Consider the following 17,228-nt stretch of genomic DNA (forward strand, 5'->3'; position numbering starts at 1 on the left):
CGGGGGTAAAGGAACAGAGATCAACTGGGACTATCACTGCTAACCGCTGGACTACTCCAATTAAAGCACGCGCGGCAAAATCCCTGTGTTGGAAAATACACTGATATTCACCCCCAAAATTCACCCCATTACTCGTAATTGGGTGCGCGGTAGGGAGGATGCTCAGTAGATTCTGAAGGAGAGTCTCCCCATCCCCTGGAAAGGCAATACTCATGAATACTCGTCACAATTTCCGAATCGGAGCGTTTCTTACAGCTCTGGGCGTCGCTGGGTCACTCGGGCTCGCCGGCTGCTCTGATGAAACGACCACCACAAACTCCGCCGCCCCCACACCTGCTACCGCTGGCGCCCGTGGGCCGATCACGTATGCGCTTGGCAAATTAGACACAGAACTGCTTGCTCCCATCGTAGATAAATGGAATCAAGCGCATCCCGACGAGCAAGTAACCATGAAAGAGCTAGCTGGCGAAGCTGGTGACCAGCGCGATTTCCTTGTGCAGAACCTACAGGCTGGTAGCGATGATATCGATGTGATGGCGCTGGATGTTATTTGGACAGCCGAATTCGCGGCGAATCAGTGGATTGCACCGCTTGAAGGGGAACTCGCGGTGGATACATCAAAACTGCTGAAACCAACCGTTGACTCTGCGACCTACTTAGGCACCTTATATGCGATGCCCCAGAATACTAACGGCCAACTTTTGTTCCGTAATACCAAGATTGTCCCAACCGCACCCAAAAATTTTGCGGAACTGACCGATTCCTGCGAATTAGCCAGAGAAAAAAATGTCGAGTGCCTCACTCTGCAGCTCAAGCAGTACGAAGGACTCACCGTTAACGCAGCTGGCTTTATCGAAGGCTGGGGCGGACATATTCTCAATGAGGATGGTTCTCCTGCCGTCGCCACGGATGAAGCTAAAGCAGGTATGCAAGCGCTTGTCGATGCCTATAAGGACGGCGTGATCGCTAAGAATTCAACATCCACAACAGAGCAAGAAACTCATTTAGGTTTCCTTGCTGGCGAAACCGCCTACGCTATCAATTGGCCGTATATGTACGATATGGCCCAAGACAATGACTCCACGGTCGCGGGTCGCGTGGAAGTTCAACCGCTGGTGGGCAAGTCTGGAGTGGGAGTGTCCACCCTCGGGGGGCTCAATAACGGCATCAACGTCAATTCTAAGCACAAAGAAACAGCGAAGGATTTCATTGAGTTCATCACAAGTGCTGAGAATCAGAGTTATTTCGCAGAGAAATCATTCCCTCCAGTTCTGGCTTCAATCTATGATGATGCCGATTTAATCGCGAAGTATCCTTATCTGCCGGCACTAAAGATTTCCTTAGAAAATGCGGTGCCACGTCCGGCCTCCCCGTTCTACCCCGCTATTTCCAAGGCCATCCAAGATAACGCCTATGCGGCCCTGACGGATGGGAAGTCCGTCGACGACGCCGCGCGCGATATGGAAGCCGCCATTCGGGCAGCAGGTTAGTTGCCCGCTGTGTCGAGGCGTCGGTAATGGCTGCCTAAGCCCTGCTAAGCTATCGCTCAAACCCTGCCCATTCTGGCAGTGTTTGAGCGTTTTAGCACCAAGAAAAAGGACTCTGTCTCGTGGCTCCACCTACGCGCCATGCGGGCCTGCTTGTCGCCCCCGCACTCACCGTTCTCGCTATCGTTATCGGCTATCCGATCATGCGGGCTATCTACCTGAGTTTTCAGGCCGATAAGCACCTCGACCCACAAACTGGTCTCTTTGTCGAAGGAGGGTTTGCTGGTCTACGCCACTACAGTTACTGGATTCAGCAACGGTGCATGCTGCCATCTGGAGAAATAGCGACGTGTCCCCCAGGAGTGCTCGCCACAGACTTCTGGCCTGCCCTCGGCAATACGGTATTTTTTACGGGCGTGACCGTTATCCTCGAAATTCTCCTTGGAATTGCGATGGCGATCATTATGCACCGAGATATACCAGGACGCGCACTGATTCGCGCCGCCGTCCTCATCCCGTGGGCGATTCCAACGGCTGTGACCGCGAAATTGTGGCAATTCATCTTCGCCGACCGGGGCATAGTTAATACGTTCCTATCGACGCCCATCTCATGGACTACCGACCCGTGGGCTGCCCGAACGGCCGTGATCATTGCTGACGTGTGGAAGACTACCCCTTTCATGGCGCTACTCATTCTCGCGGGTCTACAGATGGTGCCCAATGATGTCTACGAAGCGGCCCGCGTAGACGGAGCCACGCGCTGGCAGACTTTCCGCTTCATCACACTTCCGCTAATCAAACCCGCACTGCTCGTCGCTATACTTTTCCGCACTCTCGACGCTCTACGGATGTATGATCTGCCGGTAATTCTCATCTCGCCGAGTGCCAACTCTCCCACCGCAACGATCTCTCAGCTCGTCGTGGAAGATATGCGCCAAAATAATTTCAACTCGGCGAGCGCATTATCGACGATGATTTTCCTCCTAATCTTTGCGGTCGCATTTTTTATGATTAAAGTTCTCGGCGCTGATTTGGGTGGAAGCAAAGCTAAACTGCCCTCCTCTATTGGGGTGTCGGGGACCCCCGACACCCCAATAGAGGAAAGAGAAATAATGACCCCTACGTCAGGAGATTCCCATGCGTAAACATGTTGGCGACTACTTTGGCGTTCTTCTTATCTTGGTGTGGGGTCTCTCCCCCTTTTATTGGATGCTCATCACTGCATTCAGACACAAGGATCACACCTTCGACACCACCCCATGGCCAACGCACGTGACACTTGAGAACTTCACCGAGGCACTCTCTACCGACAAGGGCAACAACTTCTTGGCGGCTATAGTTAACTCTCTTTTTATTTCCGTGATAACCACACTCGTGGCGCTTTCCATTGGAGTTTTTACCGCTTATGCCCTCGCGCGTCTTGATTTCGCAGGTAAAGGGTACGTCACTGGGATCATTTTGGCAGCCAGCATGTTCCCTGGCATTGCCCTCGTAACACCACTATTCCAGCTATTTGGCAATCTGGGATGGCTGGGACAGTATCAAGCTCTCATTATTCCCAATATTTCCTTCGCACTTCCGTTGGCGATTTACACTCTAACCTCTTTCTTTCGCCAACTACCGTGGGAACTCGAGGAGGCAGCGCGTATTGATGGAGCGACGCAAAGCCAAGCTTTCCGTATCATTCTGTTACCCTTAGCTGCCCCAGCTCTGTTTACCACCGCAATCCTCGCATTTATCGCAACGTGGAACGAATTTATGCTGGCTAACCAACTATCGACGAGTGCTACTGAGCCAGTCACGGTGGCTATTGCACGATTCTCCGGCGAGAGTTACTACGACTATCCCTACTCCTCCGTCATGGCGGCTGGTGCCCTAGTGACCATTCCCTTGATCCTCATGGTCCTCGCTTTCCAGCGCCGGATCGTCTCCGGTCTGACCGCGGGAGGGGTGAAATAACATATATGCAAAACCCGAATAAGAGGAGAACTTTAGTCCACCAAGCAATTATTGGATTCTTAGCTTTTTTCTCGGTGCTCTTTGTCATTCAGGCCGCATTGAATTTATTGCAACCTGAACCCGCGTTATGGCCTGCGGTCCTGGCACTACTTAGCGTCATCACTACGGTCGTGGCCGTCCGCGCATTCAGCGGCCGCTAGTTTTTCTAAATACTTTAGTTATCAGCTCTTTAGCTGTTCACTATCAATCTCGACCGATTCGAAAAACTCGTGGCAATGACACCGGATATGTCCGCGCGCGTCTCGTAAATCTGAATTTAAAATTCGACGTCCCACCGCAGCAAAGCCCTTCTCAATAGCGGGAGCGCGATTAAATCGGAGCGGTTTTCCTTTTCTATGGTGCCCAATGCGTCCCGAATCGACATCGATATCGATTCGCCCATGTACGGTTTGCCGAGGATGGTCGTCGTTGAGTTTATTATGGCGCATGCACAATGGACAGAGATTACGGTTCTCCGTTTTGCCGCCGCCTGCATGCCATACAATATGGTGCATTTGGCAGTGGTTGGCGGTAATCCTGCAGTCGGGATGCGCACAGATCAAATGACTGACCACCTGAGTAAGTCTGTGCTTCTGAGTAGCATAACGCTGCTCAATGGCGATCGGTTCGCTGATCTCGATATGTCCAGACTCTAGACGTGAGGCGATCGCAGCATAGCCCATAGGAGCAAGATAGGTATTAGCGTGGGCCCTTATATCGACAATCACTCCATCACTAGTAACTAAGGTGCCATCGACGTTGCAAGCCTTCTCCGCAAAAGGAATCAAGATGAAGGGCCGATACCGGGGATCAAGAGGATTGCTGTCATCTCGTTGAGGCTGGCTATCCCCTGAGATCAGAGCCATGATCACGCGCGTGCGCGCCTCTTCGAGGGTATAAGCCTCTCCACGGCTTAATATTTCTTTGGCCGGTTGCTCTGTCATATTCTGCAAGAGCGCCGCATGAGCGTCGGTTAATTTGAGCATGGCATAACGCATGCCGTCGTGGTCTGGGATAGCGGAAATTCGGGTGTACTCGCGCCGCGGCTTGTTAGCCTTCTCGTTGAGCTTGTCAACGTACCCGGCAAGATACTCGCGCATTTCATCGGCACTCGAGGAAGAAGATTCGCGAAGGAACTGCCAGCACAATTGTTGGCGATCGATTTCTCGATTGGACACTTTTCTGCAATATTTGGCAATTAGAGACAGTTTACTCATCGAAACTTTTGATTCTAGGGCCCACTGAAGTTGTTCAGGGGTAAAAAATGCGGCGTTCCTAATCAAAAGACTCGCCTCATGTCGAGCCATTCCTAGAAGGCCACTAAGCTTCTCCCATGTTGGTGTTTCTGCTTTGATGCTCAAAAGAAGACCAGCCGCTTGGGTTGCATACTCTGCGTATCGAGATAATGTCGGTGCCATAATATCCACGCTATGGACCGTGTACGTAGGCAACAACAGGAAACCGAAACAGCGGTCAAAACTGTGGATAATTACTCGTGAGCTAGGGCAGTCCCTTGGTGCCAGCCAGTTTCCCTCTACCCGCGCCCATGCTCCTTTTAGTCTTCTATGCGGATGGGACCGCAGATATGGCGACCGTCCAAGTCGATGAAGCTTACCACGAGCTCATTTCCCGACAAGACTATGGTAGGCGAGTCGCAAAAACGGCAATCGAGGTCCTCAAGATCATTTATGTCTACAACTCTAAAATGACCCCGCTCGCATTCGATGGTGGCATCTGTCCACTGAACTTTTAGCTGCGAGCCGCGCATTCGCGTTCTAAAGGTTGTATATACCCAAGCGTTTTCCAGCTTAAAAGGGTCCACACGTCTGAATGCTCCGACGCACACATAGACCGTTTTCACCGTATATCCAGACGTCCATGGCCTGATTGCTTGATAGATGAGGGAGGCATATTCAATCTCGGTCATTGTGGAGCCTCGCTATTCGTGACGACGTGAGCACCTGTAATTTTATTGGGGCGTCGGGGGCACCCGACGCCCCAATAGATCTAGGATCCAAGCAGGCGAGATCTTAGCTGCTCATCTTTTCGTTCCACTTCCTCGCGCATTTCTCGCTGGAATTGGACCATTTTTTCTACAAGTTCGAAGTCATCTACCCCTAGCATTCGTACAGCGAGCAAGCCAGCATTTTTTGCGCCACCAATGGACACCGTTGCCACAGGCACTCCAGCTGGCATTTGGACGATGGACAGGAGGGAATCCATCCCATCTAGAGTATCGAGTGCCCTTGGTATCCCAATGACGGGTAGCGGTGTTGCGGCCGCGACCATGCCGGGTAAATGAGCTGCGCCGCCAGCACAGGCAATAATAACCTTGAGTCCTCGCGTGTGAGCGTGCTCTGCGTAAGCAAGCATCTTGTCTGGTGTTCGGTGCGCTGAGACCACCCCCACTTCGAAGGGGACTGAGAAGTCGGCGAGAATTTTGGCGGCTGGTTCGACTGTAGGCCAGTCTGAATCTGAGCCCATGATAAGGCCAACGAGGGGTTTCATATGCACGTCCTTATGTCATTAAAAGGATTTTCTAAAAGCCTCAACAAATGTTAGTCCATCCAGCTGGCGGTGCTAAGGAAATGAGCTGCATTGCGGGCGGCTTGAAGAACGTCGTCAGCTGAGTCACCTGCGATATTTACATGGCCAAGTTTGCGGCCAGGCCGGTAATCCTTACCGTAGAGGTGGATCTTTGCCGTCGGATACCGACGCCATACTGCCTTCATACGCGCAGTCATGGGCAGATCGGGGTCAGCAGGGGCGCCTAAGACATTGGCCATACCGATCACGGGTGCGGTGAGTTCAGTATCACCCAAAGGATAATCCAGGACCGCGCGCAGATGTTGTTCAAATTGATTCGTGACACACCCATTTTGGGTCCAATGTCCGGTATTATGCGGACGCATTGCTAGCTCATTAACGAGAATTGTAGGCTCAACTGAGCCGTTATCAGTTGCAAAAAGTTCCACTGCGAGCACCCCGGTCACACGTAATTCTGTAGCGATATATTGCGCTAGGCTTTTGATCTCGGAGCTGTGTTTCTCACTCAGCCCAGGTGCGGGCGTGAGGGTTTCGGTACATATTCCGTTCTCTTGTACCGACTGCGAGACCGGCCAGGCTTTGACCTCGCCGCTGGGGGTTCGCGCAACAAGAACTGATAATTCCCGGCTCAGTGCAATTTTCTCCTCAGCCATGAGCTCAACCCCTTCAGCTCTCAGCTTATCCACGAGTTCTTCCAACTCAGTCACAGTTCTGGGAAACCACACTCCATGACCGTCGTAACCACCACGGCGCGCTTTCAGGCAGACCGCACCATTGACTCGGGTGTAGAAGGCGCGGGCGTCGTCACGCGAGGAGATTGCGGCGAAAGGAGGGATGGGGGCGCCCATATCGGAAAGTCGCTGGCGCATAAGTAGCTTATCTTGAGCGTATATGAGTGCGTGCGGTCGGGGCTGTACATCATAACCTTCGTCGAGTAACGAATGGATATAATCGTTGGGGACATGTTCGTGGTCAAAGGTGATCACATCAGTCCCAGTTGCGCTGTTTTGAAGGTCGGTATAGGACAGATAATCGCCAATGTGTAGATCGCGGCTAACCTGGGCTGCCGACGCTTGATCGGTAGCGGCCAGTATGCGGGCGGATAAGCCCAGTTCGATTGCCTCGGTATGCATCATTCGAGCTAGTTGCCCGTCTCCGATGACTAGAATAATGGGCATTCCACTGGCATGGGCAGCGCGGGATGAATCTGCAGGTGTTTGATAGCTCACACCTTGTAACTCTAAACAGCCCGCCTGGTTGCCACAAGCGATTGAGACAAGAATTATTAGCGATGAATAAGGTCCTCTATAACAGCAAAGACGCGGCGCGCTTGGGGTACGTGGGTCATCGAGAATGCACGCTGCTGACCGCGCAGCATCAGCCGAATAGAATTGCGGTGGCGGTCAACAGCCTGAACCTGCTCGATCGGGGCGCTAAAGATGCTGCTAGTCCACCCAGCTTCGCGCAGGAGCAACCTGTGTTCCGTAACGATGATACGACGCCTCCGTAGGGTGACAATTTTAGTAACGAGGCGGAATACTACGACCCCTGCCCACATCAGCACGATGAGGTTTCGAATCTTTGGATCATAAGTTCCACTCAATTCTGGCCGGTCCAAATACCCGATTGCCATCCACGCTAACCCGGTTACAGTAAGAATCTCGAGAAGCGGGAAGAATAGTGCGCTCAGCGGACTCGTTAGATCAATGAAGACGCGCTCCCCCGGCGCCAAACGAATACTCATCATCCCCTTAGTTTAAGGCACAGTGCAGCTATCACTCCCGCAACCGCAAATGTGTTACGTCCCCCGCTGCCAAATGATGGTGCGTGCCCACGCCATCGTCGACAACCAGTTGACCGTCGGCTGCGATCGAGCGCACCACACCCAATATCTCGCGATCCCCTGGGACGATCGCCCTAATATCGCGCCCAATCGTGGCTGATAAGCTCCGGTAATCAGCGAGCAACTTTTCATCACCGCATTCCCACTGCTCTAACCGGCGAACCAGTGCACGGATCACCTTAACCGCAAGGTCATCGCGATCAAAAGGAATAGACTCTAAAGCCAATGACGTTGCATGCTCTACCGGCAATTCACTACGACGCATTGCGGTATTGAGACCAAACCCGATGACCACCGCTGGTTCTTTCCCCAGAGAAACAGCCTCCGCAAGGATCCCGCACAATTTTCGCGCTCCCCCATAGGAGCTCACTGGAACCGCAGCAGCACCAGCACGAAGTCGTTGCGCGATATCCTCGCTTCTCGCAGCGCCACCGCGCTTGGAGCAGGCGAGCGCGGAGTCATCAGTGCTGCCAGGAGCACTAGCACCTGCACCGTTATCCTCGCTACTTATTTCTCCATCCTCAATAATGAGATCATTGGGCCACTTGAGTCGAACCCCTGGCCATGCCAGAGCATCGCAAAGGGCCACGCCTACTGCGAGGGGCATGACCCCCAACCGCTCAATGGCTGCTCGATGAGGGCGAATCAGGATGGATGCGGTCAACTGTGCGCCGTAGGGAGCTTCATAACTCCGACCCATACGCCCTCGCCCCGCACTTTGATGATCTGTCAGGCATACCGTTCCACTGGGGGCTCCCTGCTTCGCTAGCTCTACAAGATCGGTATTAGTTGATCCTGTTTTAGCTCGATAAATAAGCGAGGGGATGACTCCGGTGCGGACGAGTTTTTCTTCCAGGTAATCAAGGTTGTAGGGGTTGCGCAGACTAAAGAGATCGGGGGCGTTCATGATTGTCATCCTAATTCCATTGGGGAAATGGGGGTAGCATTTTTTACCCCCTTTTCCCCAATAGAGGGAGGAAGCTCAAACTGCACGCTGACCTAGGGCATCTCTAGACGCCAACTGACGCTATTTGAAATATGACTTTTGCCCTAGAAACTATCTTCACTTTCCGCTATCATGACCAAACATGACTATTTCCTCACCTTTTCTCGATACAAAATCTCTCCCCGATCTGAGTACCACAGCTGGGAAACTTGCAGATCTTCGCGCTAGACGACTCGATGCCCACACCCCGAGTGGCCAGCACGCAGTTGATAAGGTGCGCTCCCATAATCGCCTCACGGCTCGAGATCGTTTAGATTATTTGCTCGATCCCGGCTCCTTTGTCGAGATGGATCAATTAGCAAAGCACCGTACTACCGCCTTTGGAATGCATTCTAGAAGACCTACTACTGACGGCATCGTTGCCGGCTGGGGCACCATCGACGGACGCGAAGTGTGTATTTTCTCCCAAGATGGCACGGTCTTCGGAGGGGCTTTAGGTGAGGTATACGGGGAAAAGATGTGCAAAGTTATGGAGCTCGCCGTCGCAACTGGGCGGCCCCTCATTGGTCTCTACGAAGGTGCCGGCGCCCGCATCCAAGACGGGGCTGTCTCTCTCGATCTCATCGCTCGAACTTTTTACCACAATATCAATGCTTCGGGTGTTATCCCCCAGATTGCCGTCATTATGGGCGCCTGCGCTGGAGGGAACGCCTACTCGCCTGCACTTACTGATTTTGTTGTGATGGTTGAGGATTCTTCGAAAATGTTTGTCACTGGCCCCGATGTCATTAAAACTGTCACGGCTGAAGATATCACCCAAGAAGAGTTAGGTGGCGCAGACGTTCACATGAGCTTCGCCGGCACCTCACACTACAGTGCGGCCAACGATGAAGATGCCCTCGATTTCGTGGCCGACCTCCTCAGCTATCTCCCGTCGAATAATCGTGACCTCAACACGTCAACAGACCCAAGTGTTGAGACAGGAAGCGTCGCAGAAAATGTCTCAGCCTCAGATCTTGTCCTCGATAGCATCATTCCCGATAGTTCCACTGTGCCCTATGATGTGCGCGAGGTTATTACTACGCTCAGCGATGATGGTGAGTACCTCGAGATTCAGCAGGATCGTGCCCAGAATATCGTTATTGCTTTCGGCCGAATTGAAGGTCAGTCTGTAGGTTTTGTGGCGAACCAGCCAACCCATTTCGCCGGCTGTCTCGATATCGACGCTGCCGAAAAAGCTGCACGCTTCGTGCGCACTTGTGACTGCTTTAATATCCCTATCATTACGCTTGTCGACGTTCCGGGATTCCTTCCCGGCGCCTCTCAAGAACACACGGGCATCTTGCGGCGTGGAGCTAAATTACTCTATGCCTACGGTGAGGCAACAGTTCCAACGATCACTGTCACCATGCGCAAATCATATGGTGGAGCTTATTGCGTCATGGGATCGAAGGGTTTGGGCTCCGATCTCAATATTGCATGGCCTACAGCTCAAATTGCGGTTATGGGGGCAAAAGGGGCGGTTGGCTTTTTATATAGAAAGGAATTGCGAGCTGCCCTACTGCGCGGTCTTAACCCCACAGAGCTGGAGCAATTTCAGCTATCTTTAGAGAAAGAATACGAAGATCACATGCTGAATCCGTATCTTGCTGCCGAACGCGGTCTCGTCGATGCTGTAATTTTACCTTCTGAAACACGCGGCTATATAGCGCGCAATCTGCGTCTACTAGGCACCAAGCACCGTCCGCGCCCAGCCCGCAAACACGGCAATATTCCACTTTAGTGTCGAGATGCCGTGATTTTTATTCATCACAACGGGATGATAGCGAGTTAACAATGTCACCTAGCGTGCTTGTCGCCCTAACTGATCGCCGATCCGATGTTCACAAAAATCGGCTCGAACCTTTAAACTATGGTGTTATGACAGCTGCTAAGACGAATTCTGCTTCAGCATCCAAGCCCGACCTCACCACCACCGCAGGTAAACTCGCCGATCTGCGCAACCGCTTGGCTGAGGCCACTGCCCCTATGGGGCCTGAATCCGTGAAGCGGGTACACGATGCAGGTAAGAAGACCGCACGCGAGCGCATTGAATACCTGCTGGACCAGGACTCCTTCGTCGAAGTAGATGCACTTGCACGCCATCGTTCAAAGAATTTTGGACTAGACGCGAAACGCCCGGTTACCGATGGAGTAGTTACGGGTTACGGCACTGTAAACGGACGAAAGGTTTGTGTTTTCTCCCAGGATGGGGCGGTTTTCGGGGGTGCGCTAGGGGAAGTATATGGCGAGAAAATCGTAAAAATCATGGATCTCGCCATTAAAACTGGTGTTCCACTCATCGGCATCAACGAGGGGGCTGGTGCCCGCATTCAAGAGGGTGTGGTATCGCTGGGTCTCTACTCAAAGATCTTCTACCGCAATACTCTAGCCTCAGGCCTTATCCCCCAGATCTCGCTAATCATGGGTGCCTGCGCGGGAGGCCACGTTTATTCTCCAGCGCTAACAGACTTCATTGTCATGGTCGATAAGACCTCGAAAATGTTCATAACGGGACCAGAGGTCATCAAAACTGTCACCGGTGAAGAGATCACCCAAGAGGAATTAGGTGGCGCTCATACCCATATGGCTACCTCAGGGACCTCACACTATACCGCTGATAATGACGCCGATGCCCTCGATTGGGTACGTGACCTCCTCGACTACCTTCCGTCCAACAACAGAGCTGAAGCCCCGCGCGAGGCCAGCACTAAAATGGAGGGCTCAGTGAGCGAGAATATCACTGCGTACGACCGAGAGTTAGATACACTCATCCCCGATCTACCTAATCAGCCCTACGATATGACTGACGTTATCCGCCGAGTGGTTGACGACGGTGAATTCTTCGAAATCCAGGAGAATTATGCCCACAATATTCTCACTGGTTTTGCCCGTATTGAGGGACGCTCCGTGGGAATAGTGGCAAATCAACCCACCGAATTTGCTGGTTGCCTTGATATTAAGGCATCCGAAAAAGCGGCTCGCTTCATCCGCACCTGCGATGCTTTCAATACTCCCATTATTGAATTCGTCGATGTTCCTGGCTTTTTACCAGGAACCGAAGAGGAATACAATGGCATTATCCGCCGTGGCGCTAAATTACTTTACGCCTATGCGGAGGCAACAGTCGGTAAAATTACCGTCATCACCCGGAAATCCTACGGTGGGGCTTACTGCGTGATGGGCTCCAAAGATATGGGTGCCGACCTCGTATTTGCTTGGCCCACCGCCCAAATCGCAGTCATGGGAGCTAAGGGAGCTGTTGGTTTTATCTATCGTAAAGAGCTCAAGCAGGCCCACCTCAATGGCGAGGACGTGGAGGCGCTTGCCGCCCGGTACGAACGCGAGTACGAGGACACCCTTGTGAACCCCTATAAGGCTGCCGAGCGTGGTTTCGTCGATGCAGTTATTCCTCCTTCTCATACTCGCGGAAATATTATTGAAGGCCTCCGCCTTCTCGATCGCAAGGTTGTGACAACACCTGCTAAGAAGCACGGCAATATTCCGCTCTAGGGCCGCAATTGGGTCACTCCGACAAGAAAAGGTAGTACTACCTCATGAACGAAAAATTTGCTGATAAGCCGCTTTTTAAGGTGCTCAAAGGGCAGCCTGACGACCAAGAACTCGCGGCCTTGGCGATGCTCATCGGCTCGCTTGCGAACTCAGCGCGGGACTCACATCAGTGCAGGGAAGTAAATCGCTGGGGAGAAATTGCTGAAGACTCAAGGCCCCACCCAATCTTCAACCCTAATGCATTTCAACATGTGAGCTTCTATTAAGGTCCGTCCCTGAGATCCTAAAGCCTTCGGAGGGTTTGAAATCCTTTTCCGGCTCATTCCTACTAGCTTGGAGCGCGATCTATGAGCGTCGTTGTCATTGGCTCTATTAATGCCGATTTGGCAGTGTCCACCGCTCGCCACCCCACCCCAGGGGAAACTCTGCTCGGAACTGGTGGGAATATCAGTCCTGGTGGGAAGGGAGCGAACCAAGCGGTGGCCGCTGCTCTGCAGGGATCCCACGTTTCTTTTCTAGGGGCGGTGGGCTCTGACGCCTATGCCCCGGTAGCTCTGTCACTGCTGGAGAAATCAGGCGTCAATCTATCGCGTATCCAGCATCATCCTGGCCCCACGGGACTCGCAGTTATCACGGTTGCAGCTGACGGCGAGAATACGATTATCGTCGTGCCCGGAGCCAATGCGGAGGTGTCCCCAGACTATATTCGCGACAATCGTGACATCATTTCGCGAGCCGATATTGTTGTGATGCAGGGTGAGCTGCCATCAGCCACCCTTGAGGCCACCCTATTGGGAGAACGGGGGCACCCACATAAAAACAGTCACCCCCGATTCGTCATCAATCTTGCACCTGTCATACCCCTCGATCGGAGGCTGCTCCTACGCGCCGATCCGCTGATCCTAAACGAATACGAAGCCCAACTTCTTCTCAACCCAGGCTCTATTCCCCAATCAGATCCGGATATTGACCGGCTAATCCAGCAATTGCTAGGTCAAGGTTTTTCCTCGCTGGTCATGACGCTAGGTGCAAGGGGTGTAGAGGTCGTCGATCACAAGCATCGCACCCACATTCCCGCTCCCCCCATTACCCCAATAGATACTACGGGGGCGGGCGATGCCTTCGTTGGTGGTCTCGTTGCCCGCCTAGATCAGGGTGATGATCTTGTTCGGGCCGCGAAATACGCAGTAAGAATTGGTGCTTTTGCCTGCACTCGATTGGGCGCACAGCGATCTTATCCTCACCAAGACGATATTCTGCCCTTCTAGTCTGCGCTAGAATGCGGGTATGAGCTCTTTGTTTATTCTCGCTTCAGCCTCTCCATCCCGTCTTGGAATTCTCCGCGGAGCGAGTATTGATCCAGACGTTCACGTCGCTGATATTGACGAAGATGCTCTGATCGAGAAATTAGCTGATAAGAACCCCGAGCACGTGGTGCAAACACTAGCCACGAAGAAAGCGGAAGCTATCGCACGCCAATTTCCAGAGTCAATAGTTTTAGGGTGCGATTCGATGCTACTTATAGATGGCTTCCTGCAAGGCAAACCTCACAGCATCGACCGGGCCATCGAACGGTGGAAATACCAGCGAGGTAAACAAGCACAACTCCTCACCGGACATTGCCTTCTGAGCCCTCAGGGGCGTTGGGAGGAAGTTACTCAGACTACCATTTATTTCGCTTCCCCCAGTGACCGGGATATTGCGACCTATGCGCGTTCCGGTGAACCCCTTGAATGCGCTGGCGCCTTCACTTTGGAGGCTATGGGGGGATTTTTTATCGACCGTATAGAGGGGGACCCCCACAGTGTTGTGGGGCTCTCTTTAGCCGTCGTCCGTCGAGCTCTTTATGCTTTCGGGATGGACATTAGTGATTTCTGGGCACCCACTTCTAAGGACAGCCATGCATCAACGTCGCTCTAGAAAACTTCCCAGGCTCGCCACGTGCCCGGACTTATTGGCCGAGGATGAGATAGAGCTCCCAGCTCTTTGGCCTATCGAGCTCCCCGCTGATAATATTCGTCATCCTATCGATATCTACTCCGTTATTGAATGTCCTGATTCGCCACTTGGCTGGGCAGAGCTGGCTGAAAATGCCCTCGATGATGCCCTATCACGAAACCCCATGAGAGCACATCACCGAATCACCGCCTATACCTATGCGTGTGCGGCATATGTGGCTAGTCTTAATCGGCTCACCGAACACGGGTGGAAAGGTACTGGTCATATCCCCTTCTCCCATCTACCCAATCAGGGGGTTCTAAGAGCCGTCGCGTGCCTAGCGCGCGCCTCGGAGCTGATCGGGGATTCGGATGGCTATGAGCGCTATCTTCGCTTTTTGCTCGAATCGGACCCGGCCTGCGTGAGCACTTTGATACCCAAACCTTCTCGTGAGGAGTTTCTGCGCACAAAACGACGTCATAGGCCACGTCGACGCAGACCGTCGTTTAAAGATCAGGACTAAGGCGCCAGTCGAGTCCTTTTTCCCACTGGTTACGCGGGTCCGCCGCCGGCTGCAATGGAATCGGCTGCGGCCGCTTCTTCTCGCTTGGTTCCTTAGTTGGGCTTGTCGACGCGGCGGGGGTAGTAGTCGATATCCGCGAAGTTGATGTCTGACTGGAGGTGGCCACGTGCTCCTTCTCAGACATTTTGCGCTCCCCACCAACCTTGTTAACAAGGTCTCCCATTTCTTTCCACAGCAGAGGGGCGAGTGTTAGTGCGAACTCGTCACTGAGGTGGTTAGCGTCTCGGTACATATAGATATTGCCCATCACTGGGGGACAGAATCCATCAGGGCAAAACCAATCAGCAGTATCGATGGCGAGCATATCTGGTTTGTTCAAATACTGCGCAGCTGGATCCTTGGCGCTGTAAATAGCGAAACGATCGCGGCCACATTTCTTGAGATCTTGGGTTTCGGCATAACACTGCGACACGATATCGGCCTGGCCGTCCGGATGGAGGAACCAAGGGTTATCGCGCACCCCCACGAAGGCGAAGCCCTCCTTTTCCAGGAAGCGCCACAAGGTGGGATAACTCTTGGGTACCTCATCGAGACGACGCCCTATCTCAAGGAGCGGTCTGGTCGAGGTAGAGAAGACAATATCGGGGTTTAACTCCTTAAGTTTGTCCACCATAACGTCGTTGAAGGTCTGGCACTCTTTACTAAAAACTCCATCTCGCTCATTGACGAAGGCGGGACATGATTGGCGCACGAGCGGGATGAGTCGAAAACCGTGTTCTTTACCAAGTAGATCCAACGGAGCCATCCACTGTTCAGCATGAGATCCCCCCACCACCACCATGAGTTTTTTGGCTTTTTTGTCCCCGTAAACACAATCCTTTTTGGGGTCGTCAATGACCATGACGGTGGGGTCTTGGCCAATAAAGGACATACACCCATCTCGCCAAGCCGGCGACATGCGATCGGGGAGCACATATGGGTCTGGTTCGACAGGTGCTTGGGGTACTCGTAACATCGATAATGCTGCGGCCCCTGGGTAAAGAACTGGATCGAGATCAGTTGCGCTGAGCGCCTCTACTTCCTGCCGCCACATATTGGGAATATAGAGTGCTGCCGATATACACCCGACTACCCCCAACGCCCCAATAAGGCGGAGGCGAGAGGACCTTGTGTCTATTAGACTCCTCAGCGCCTGACCCATGCGTTTTTCTCCCCATATAGGTCGCTTGCCCTTTTGCATCAGTGGCTTTTCTACACAATGATGAGTCGCTACAGCTAAAACTAGGCTCACGACAATCACGCCAAGGCCTAGGACTACACCTGGTTTTTCTTCTTTAAGATAAACTGTGGAGATAATAAGTAACGGCCAATGCCACAGGTATAGCGCATACGCAATGCGCCCTAAAAAGCGCATCATAGAGCCAGCGAGGAAGCTGACCCCTGCCCCACCGCTGATAACCACCAGGGCGGCACCTCCGAGCGGGTAAAGAGTAGCAGGGCCAGGAAAAACGTTGGCACCATCAAAAAGGAAACCTGTGCTCAGCACCATCGCTACGCCTACGATGCCGCTGAGCCTTGCGAAGTGAGAATTTAGACGGAGCCTCGAGGCGGTGAGCGCTAGAAGAGCGCCAAGGCTAAGCTCCCACATGCGTGAGAAGGTGGAGTAATAATTGAGCTGTTGATTAACTCCATAGAGATAGCAGGCGTAGCCAAAGCTCATCGAGGTCACCAAAATGAGAAATATCAATACCAACCGCTCATTGACGAGCTGTTTGGCGCGCGTAGCACCCCACCGAGTACTTAGGGCAACCAGGCTACCGAGGGCGATGGCGAATATATAGAACTGCCCTTGCACCGCCATGGACCATAAGTGCTGCAAAGGGCTGACGGTACTGGTAGCCGCGCCGTAACTGGCACCCTGGATAGCTAATTCCCAGTTCTGATAATAGAAAAGACTCGCTTGCATCTGGGATGCGAGGTTAAGGCTGCGTAGCTCAGGGGTGAGAACATAGACGGCTGCCCCCGTGAGTGCAACTACTAGCGCGAGTGAAGGTACTAAGCGTCGGATAGTGCGCCACAGGGGCCAAAACGGATTGGGATCCGCTTGGGGACGGCGAGCATAACGGAGTTGGGCACCGAGAAAGAAATAGCCGGATAGCAGCAAGAATACATCGACTCCGCCGGATACTCGCCCGACAAAGACATGAAAAATGACCACAAAAGTGATAGCTAGGCCGCGCAAGCCATCAAGATCATAACGATATTTGCTCGCATCGAGTTGTTCCAACGGTAACCCCACACAATCGCCAGTAGTCTTTTTACGAGCCACGCACGCTCTCCGACAACCGCGAGGCGCGAGCTTTTTTAACTCGTATCATTCTAGTAAAAGAATAG

General features: G+C 52.8%; 17 protein-coding genes. 10 read left to right on the forward strand and 7 right to left on the reverse strand.

The window, feature by feature from the left end:
* Positions 1 to 212: 212 nt before the first annotated feature.
* The 4 genes from NXT01_RS02685 (at position 213) to NXT01_RS02700 (ending at position 3,646) form a co-directional block, all read left to right on the forward strand.
* Positions 213 to 1,490 (forward strand): ABC transporter substrate-binding protein, encoded by a 1,278-nt coding sequence (locus NXT01_RS02685; protein ID WP_259077183.1) that lies wholly within the window; start codon positions 213 to 215, stop codon positions 1,488 to 1,490.
* Between the two features lie 119 nt (positions 1,491 to 1,609).
* A complete protein-coding gene (locus NXT01_RS02690; protein ID WP_259077184.1) occupies positions 1,610 to 2,632 on the forward strand; it encodes a carbohydrate ABC transporter permease in 1,023 nt (340 codons plus the stop codon).
* Entirely contained in the window at positions 2,625 to 3,446 is an 822-nt protein-coding gene (locus tag NXT01_RS02695; RefSeq protein ID WP_259077185.1) for a carbohydrate ABC transporter permease, read from the forward strand. Before NXT01_RS02690 ends, NXT01_RS02695 begins: the two co-directional genes overlap by 8 nt.
* Positions 3,447 to 3,451: 5 nt before the next feature.
* Positions 3,452 to 3,646 (forward strand): hypothetical protein, encoded by a 195-nt coding sequence (locus tag NXT01_RS02700; RefSeq protein WP_259077186.1) that lies wholly within the window; start codon positions 3,452 to 3,454, stop codon positions 3,644 to 3,646.
* Between the two features lie 21 nt (positions 3,647 to 3,667).
* Here the strand turns inward: NXT01_RS02700 and NXT01_RS02705 are convergent, their stop codons facing one another.
* The 6 genes from NXT01_RS02705 to NXT01_RS02730 all read right to left on the reverse strand — a co-directional run bounded on the left by NXT01_RS02705 (position 3,668) and on the right by NXT01_RS02730 (position 8,782).
* A complete protein-coding gene (locus NXT01_RS02705; RefSeq protein WP_259077187.1) occupies positions 3,668 to 4,903 on the reverse strand; it encodes an HNH endonuclease signature motif containing protein in 1,236 nt (411 codons plus the stop codon).
* A 137-nt stretch (positions 4,904 to 5,040) separates the two neighbouring features.
* Entirely contained in the window at positions 5,041 to 5,412 is a 372-nt protein-coding gene (locus tag NXT01_RS02710; RefSeq protein ID WP_259077189.1) for a hydrogenase maturation nickel metallochaperone HypA, read from the reverse strand.
* A gap of 80 nt (positions 5,413 to 5,492) precedes the next feature.
* Positions 5,493 to 5,993 carry a 5-(carboxyamino)imidazole ribonucleotide mutase gene (gene purE / locus NXT01_RS02715; protein WP_259077190.1) on the reverse strand — a complete coding sequence of 167 codons (501 nt, stop codon included), beginning with the start codon at positions 5,991 to 5,993 and terminating at the stop codon, positions 5,493 to 5,495.
* Between the two features lie 50 nt (positions 5,994 to 6,043).
* Positions 6,044 to 7,261: a 5-(carboxyamino)imidazole ribonucleotide synthase gene (locus tag NXT01_RS02720; RefSeq protein WP_259077191.1), complete on the reverse strand. Its 1,218-nt coding sequence runs from the start codon at positions 7,259 to 7,261 to the stop codon at positions 6,044 to 6,046.
* A gap of 56 nt (positions 7,262 to 7,317) precedes the next feature.
* Positions 7,318 to 7,779 (reverse strand): hypothetical protein, encoded by a 462-nt coding sequence (locus tag NXT01_RS02725; RefSeq protein WP_259077192.1) that lies wholly within the window; start codon positions 7,777 to 7,779, stop codon positions 7,318 to 7,320.
* Positions 7,780 to 7,807: 28 nt separating this feature from the next.
* Entirely contained in the window at positions 7,808 to 8,782 is a 975-nt protein-coding gene (locus NXT01_RS02730) for a biotin--[acetyl-CoA-carboxylase] ligase (protein WP_259077194.1), read from the reverse strand.
* Between the two features lie 181 nt (positions 8,783 to 8,963).
* Between NXT01_RS02730 and NXT01_RS02735 the strand changes: the two genes are divergently transcribed.
* The 6 genes from NXT01_RS02735 to NXT01_RS02760 all read left to right on the forward strand — a co-directional run bounded on the left by NXT01_RS02735 (position 8,964) and on the right by NXT01_RS02760 (position 14,834).
* Positions 8,964 to 10,604, forward strand: coding sequence for an acyl-CoA carboxylase subunit beta (locus NXT01_RS02735; protein ID WP_259077195.1), 1,641 nt, complete (start codon positions 8,964 to 8,966; stop codon positions 10,602 to 10,604).
* 137 nt (positions 10,605 to 10,741) lie between these two features.
* Positions 10,742 to 12,373, forward strand: a complete 1,632-nt coding sequence (locus tag NXT01_RS02740) for an acyl-CoA carboxylase subunit beta (RefSeq protein WP_259077196.1) — start codon at positions 10,742 to 10,744, stop codon at positions 12,371 to 12,373.
* A 44-nt stretch (positions 12,374 to 12,417) separates the two neighbouring features.
* Positions 12,418 to 12,639 (forward strand): acyl-CoA carboxylase subunit epsilon, encoded by a 222-nt coding sequence (locus NXT01_RS02745; RefSeq protein ID WP_259077198.1) that lies wholly within the window; start codon positions 12,418 to 12,420, stop codon positions 12,637 to 12,639.
* Positions 12,640 to 12,720: 81 nt separating this feature from the next.
* Entirely contained in the window at positions 12,721 to 13,641 is a 921-nt protein-coding gene (locus NXT01_RS02750; protein WP_259077200.1) for a ribokinase, read from the forward strand.
* 19 nt (positions 13,642 to 13,660) lie between these two features.
* On the forward strand, positions 13,661 to 14,293 hold the full coding sequence (locus tag NXT01_RS02755; RefSeq protein WP_259077201.1) for a nucleoside triphosphate pyrophosphatase: 633 nt from the start codon (positions 13,661 to 13,663) through the stop codon (positions 14,291 to 14,293).
* Positions 14,274 to 14,834 (forward strand): DUF3151 family protein, encoded by a 561-nt coding sequence (locus NXT01_RS02760; protein WP_259077203.1) that lies wholly within the window; start codon positions 14,274 to 14,276, stop codon positions 14,832 to 14,834. Before NXT01_RS02755 ends, NXT01_RS02760 begins: the two co-directional genes overlap by 20 nt.
* Here the strand turns inward: NXT01_RS02760 and NXT01_RS02765 are convergent.
* Positions 14,818 to 17,163: an acyltransferase family protein gene (locus NXT01_RS02765; RefSeq protein ID WP_396124707.1), complete on the reverse strand. Its 2,346-nt coding sequence runs from the start codon at positions 17,161 to 17,163 to the stop codon at positions 14,818 to 14,820. The two genes, NXT01_RS02760 and NXT01_RS02765, sit on opposite strands and share 17 nt — an antisense overlap.
* Positions 17,164 to 17,228: the final 65 nt, after the last annotated feature.

The organism is Corynebacterium sp. ES2775-CONJ (assembly GCF_024814515.1).
In the GTDB taxonomy this organism is placed as follows: Bacteria; Actinomycetota; Actinomycetes; order Mycobacteriales; family Mycobacteriaceae; genus Corynebacterium.

Coding starts and splice junctions, on each gene's coding strand:
- NXT01_RS02755 (WP_259077201.1), top strand. CDS start 13,661: ATGAGCTCTTTGTTTATTCTCGCTTCAGCCTCTCCATCCCGTCTTGGA.
- NXT01_RS02750 (WP_259077200.1), top strand. CDS start 12,721: ATGAGCGTCGTTGTCATTGGCTCTATTAATGCCGATTTGGCAGTGTCC.
- NXT01_RS02695 (WP_259077185.1), top strand. CDS start 2,625: ATGCGTAAACATGTTGGCGACTACTTTGGCGTTCTTCTTATCTTGGTG.
- NXT01_RS02730 (WP_259077194.1), bottom strand. CDS start 8,782: ATGAACGCCCCCGATCTCTTTAGTCTGCGCAACCCCTACAACCTTGAT.
- NXT01_RS02700 (WP_259077186.1), top strand. CDS start 3,452: ATGCAAAACCCGAATAAGAGGAGAACTTTAGTCCACCAAGCAATTATT.
- NXT01_RS02760 (WP_259077203.1), top strand. CDS start 14,274: ATGCATCAACGTCGCTCTAGAAAACTTCCCAGGCTCGCCACGTGCCCG.
- NXT01_RS02725 (WP_259077192.1), bottom strand. CDS start 7,779: ATGATGAGTATTCGTTTGGCGCCGGGGGAGCGCGTCTTCATTGATCTA.
- NXT01_RS02685 (WP_259077183.1), top strand. CDS start 213: ATGAATACTCGTCACAATTTCCGAATCGGAGCGTTTCTTACAGCTCTG.
- NXT01_RS02745 (WP_259077198.1), top strand. CDS start 12,418: ATGAACGAAAAATTTGCTGATAAGCCGCTTTTTAAGGTGCTCAAAGGG.
- NXT01_RS02735 (WP_259077195.1), top strand. CDS start 8,964: ATGACTATTTCCTCACCTTTTCTCGATACAAAATCTCTCCCCGATCTG.
- NXT01_RS02740 (WP_259077196.1), top strand. CDS start 10,742: ATGACAGCTGCTAAGACGAATTCTGCTTCAGCATCCAAGCCCGACCTC.
- NXT01_RS02710 (WP_259077189.1), bottom strand. CDS start 5,412: ATGACCGAGATTGAATATGCCTCCCTCATCTATCAAGCAATCAGGCCA.
- NXT01_RS02705 (WP_259077187.1), bottom strand. CDS start 4,903: ATGGCACCGACATTATCTCGATACGCAGAGTATGCAACCCAAGCGGCT.
- purE (WP_259077190.1), bottom strand. CDS start 5,993: ATGAAACCCCTCGTTGGCCTTATCATGGGCTCAGATTCAGACTGGCCT.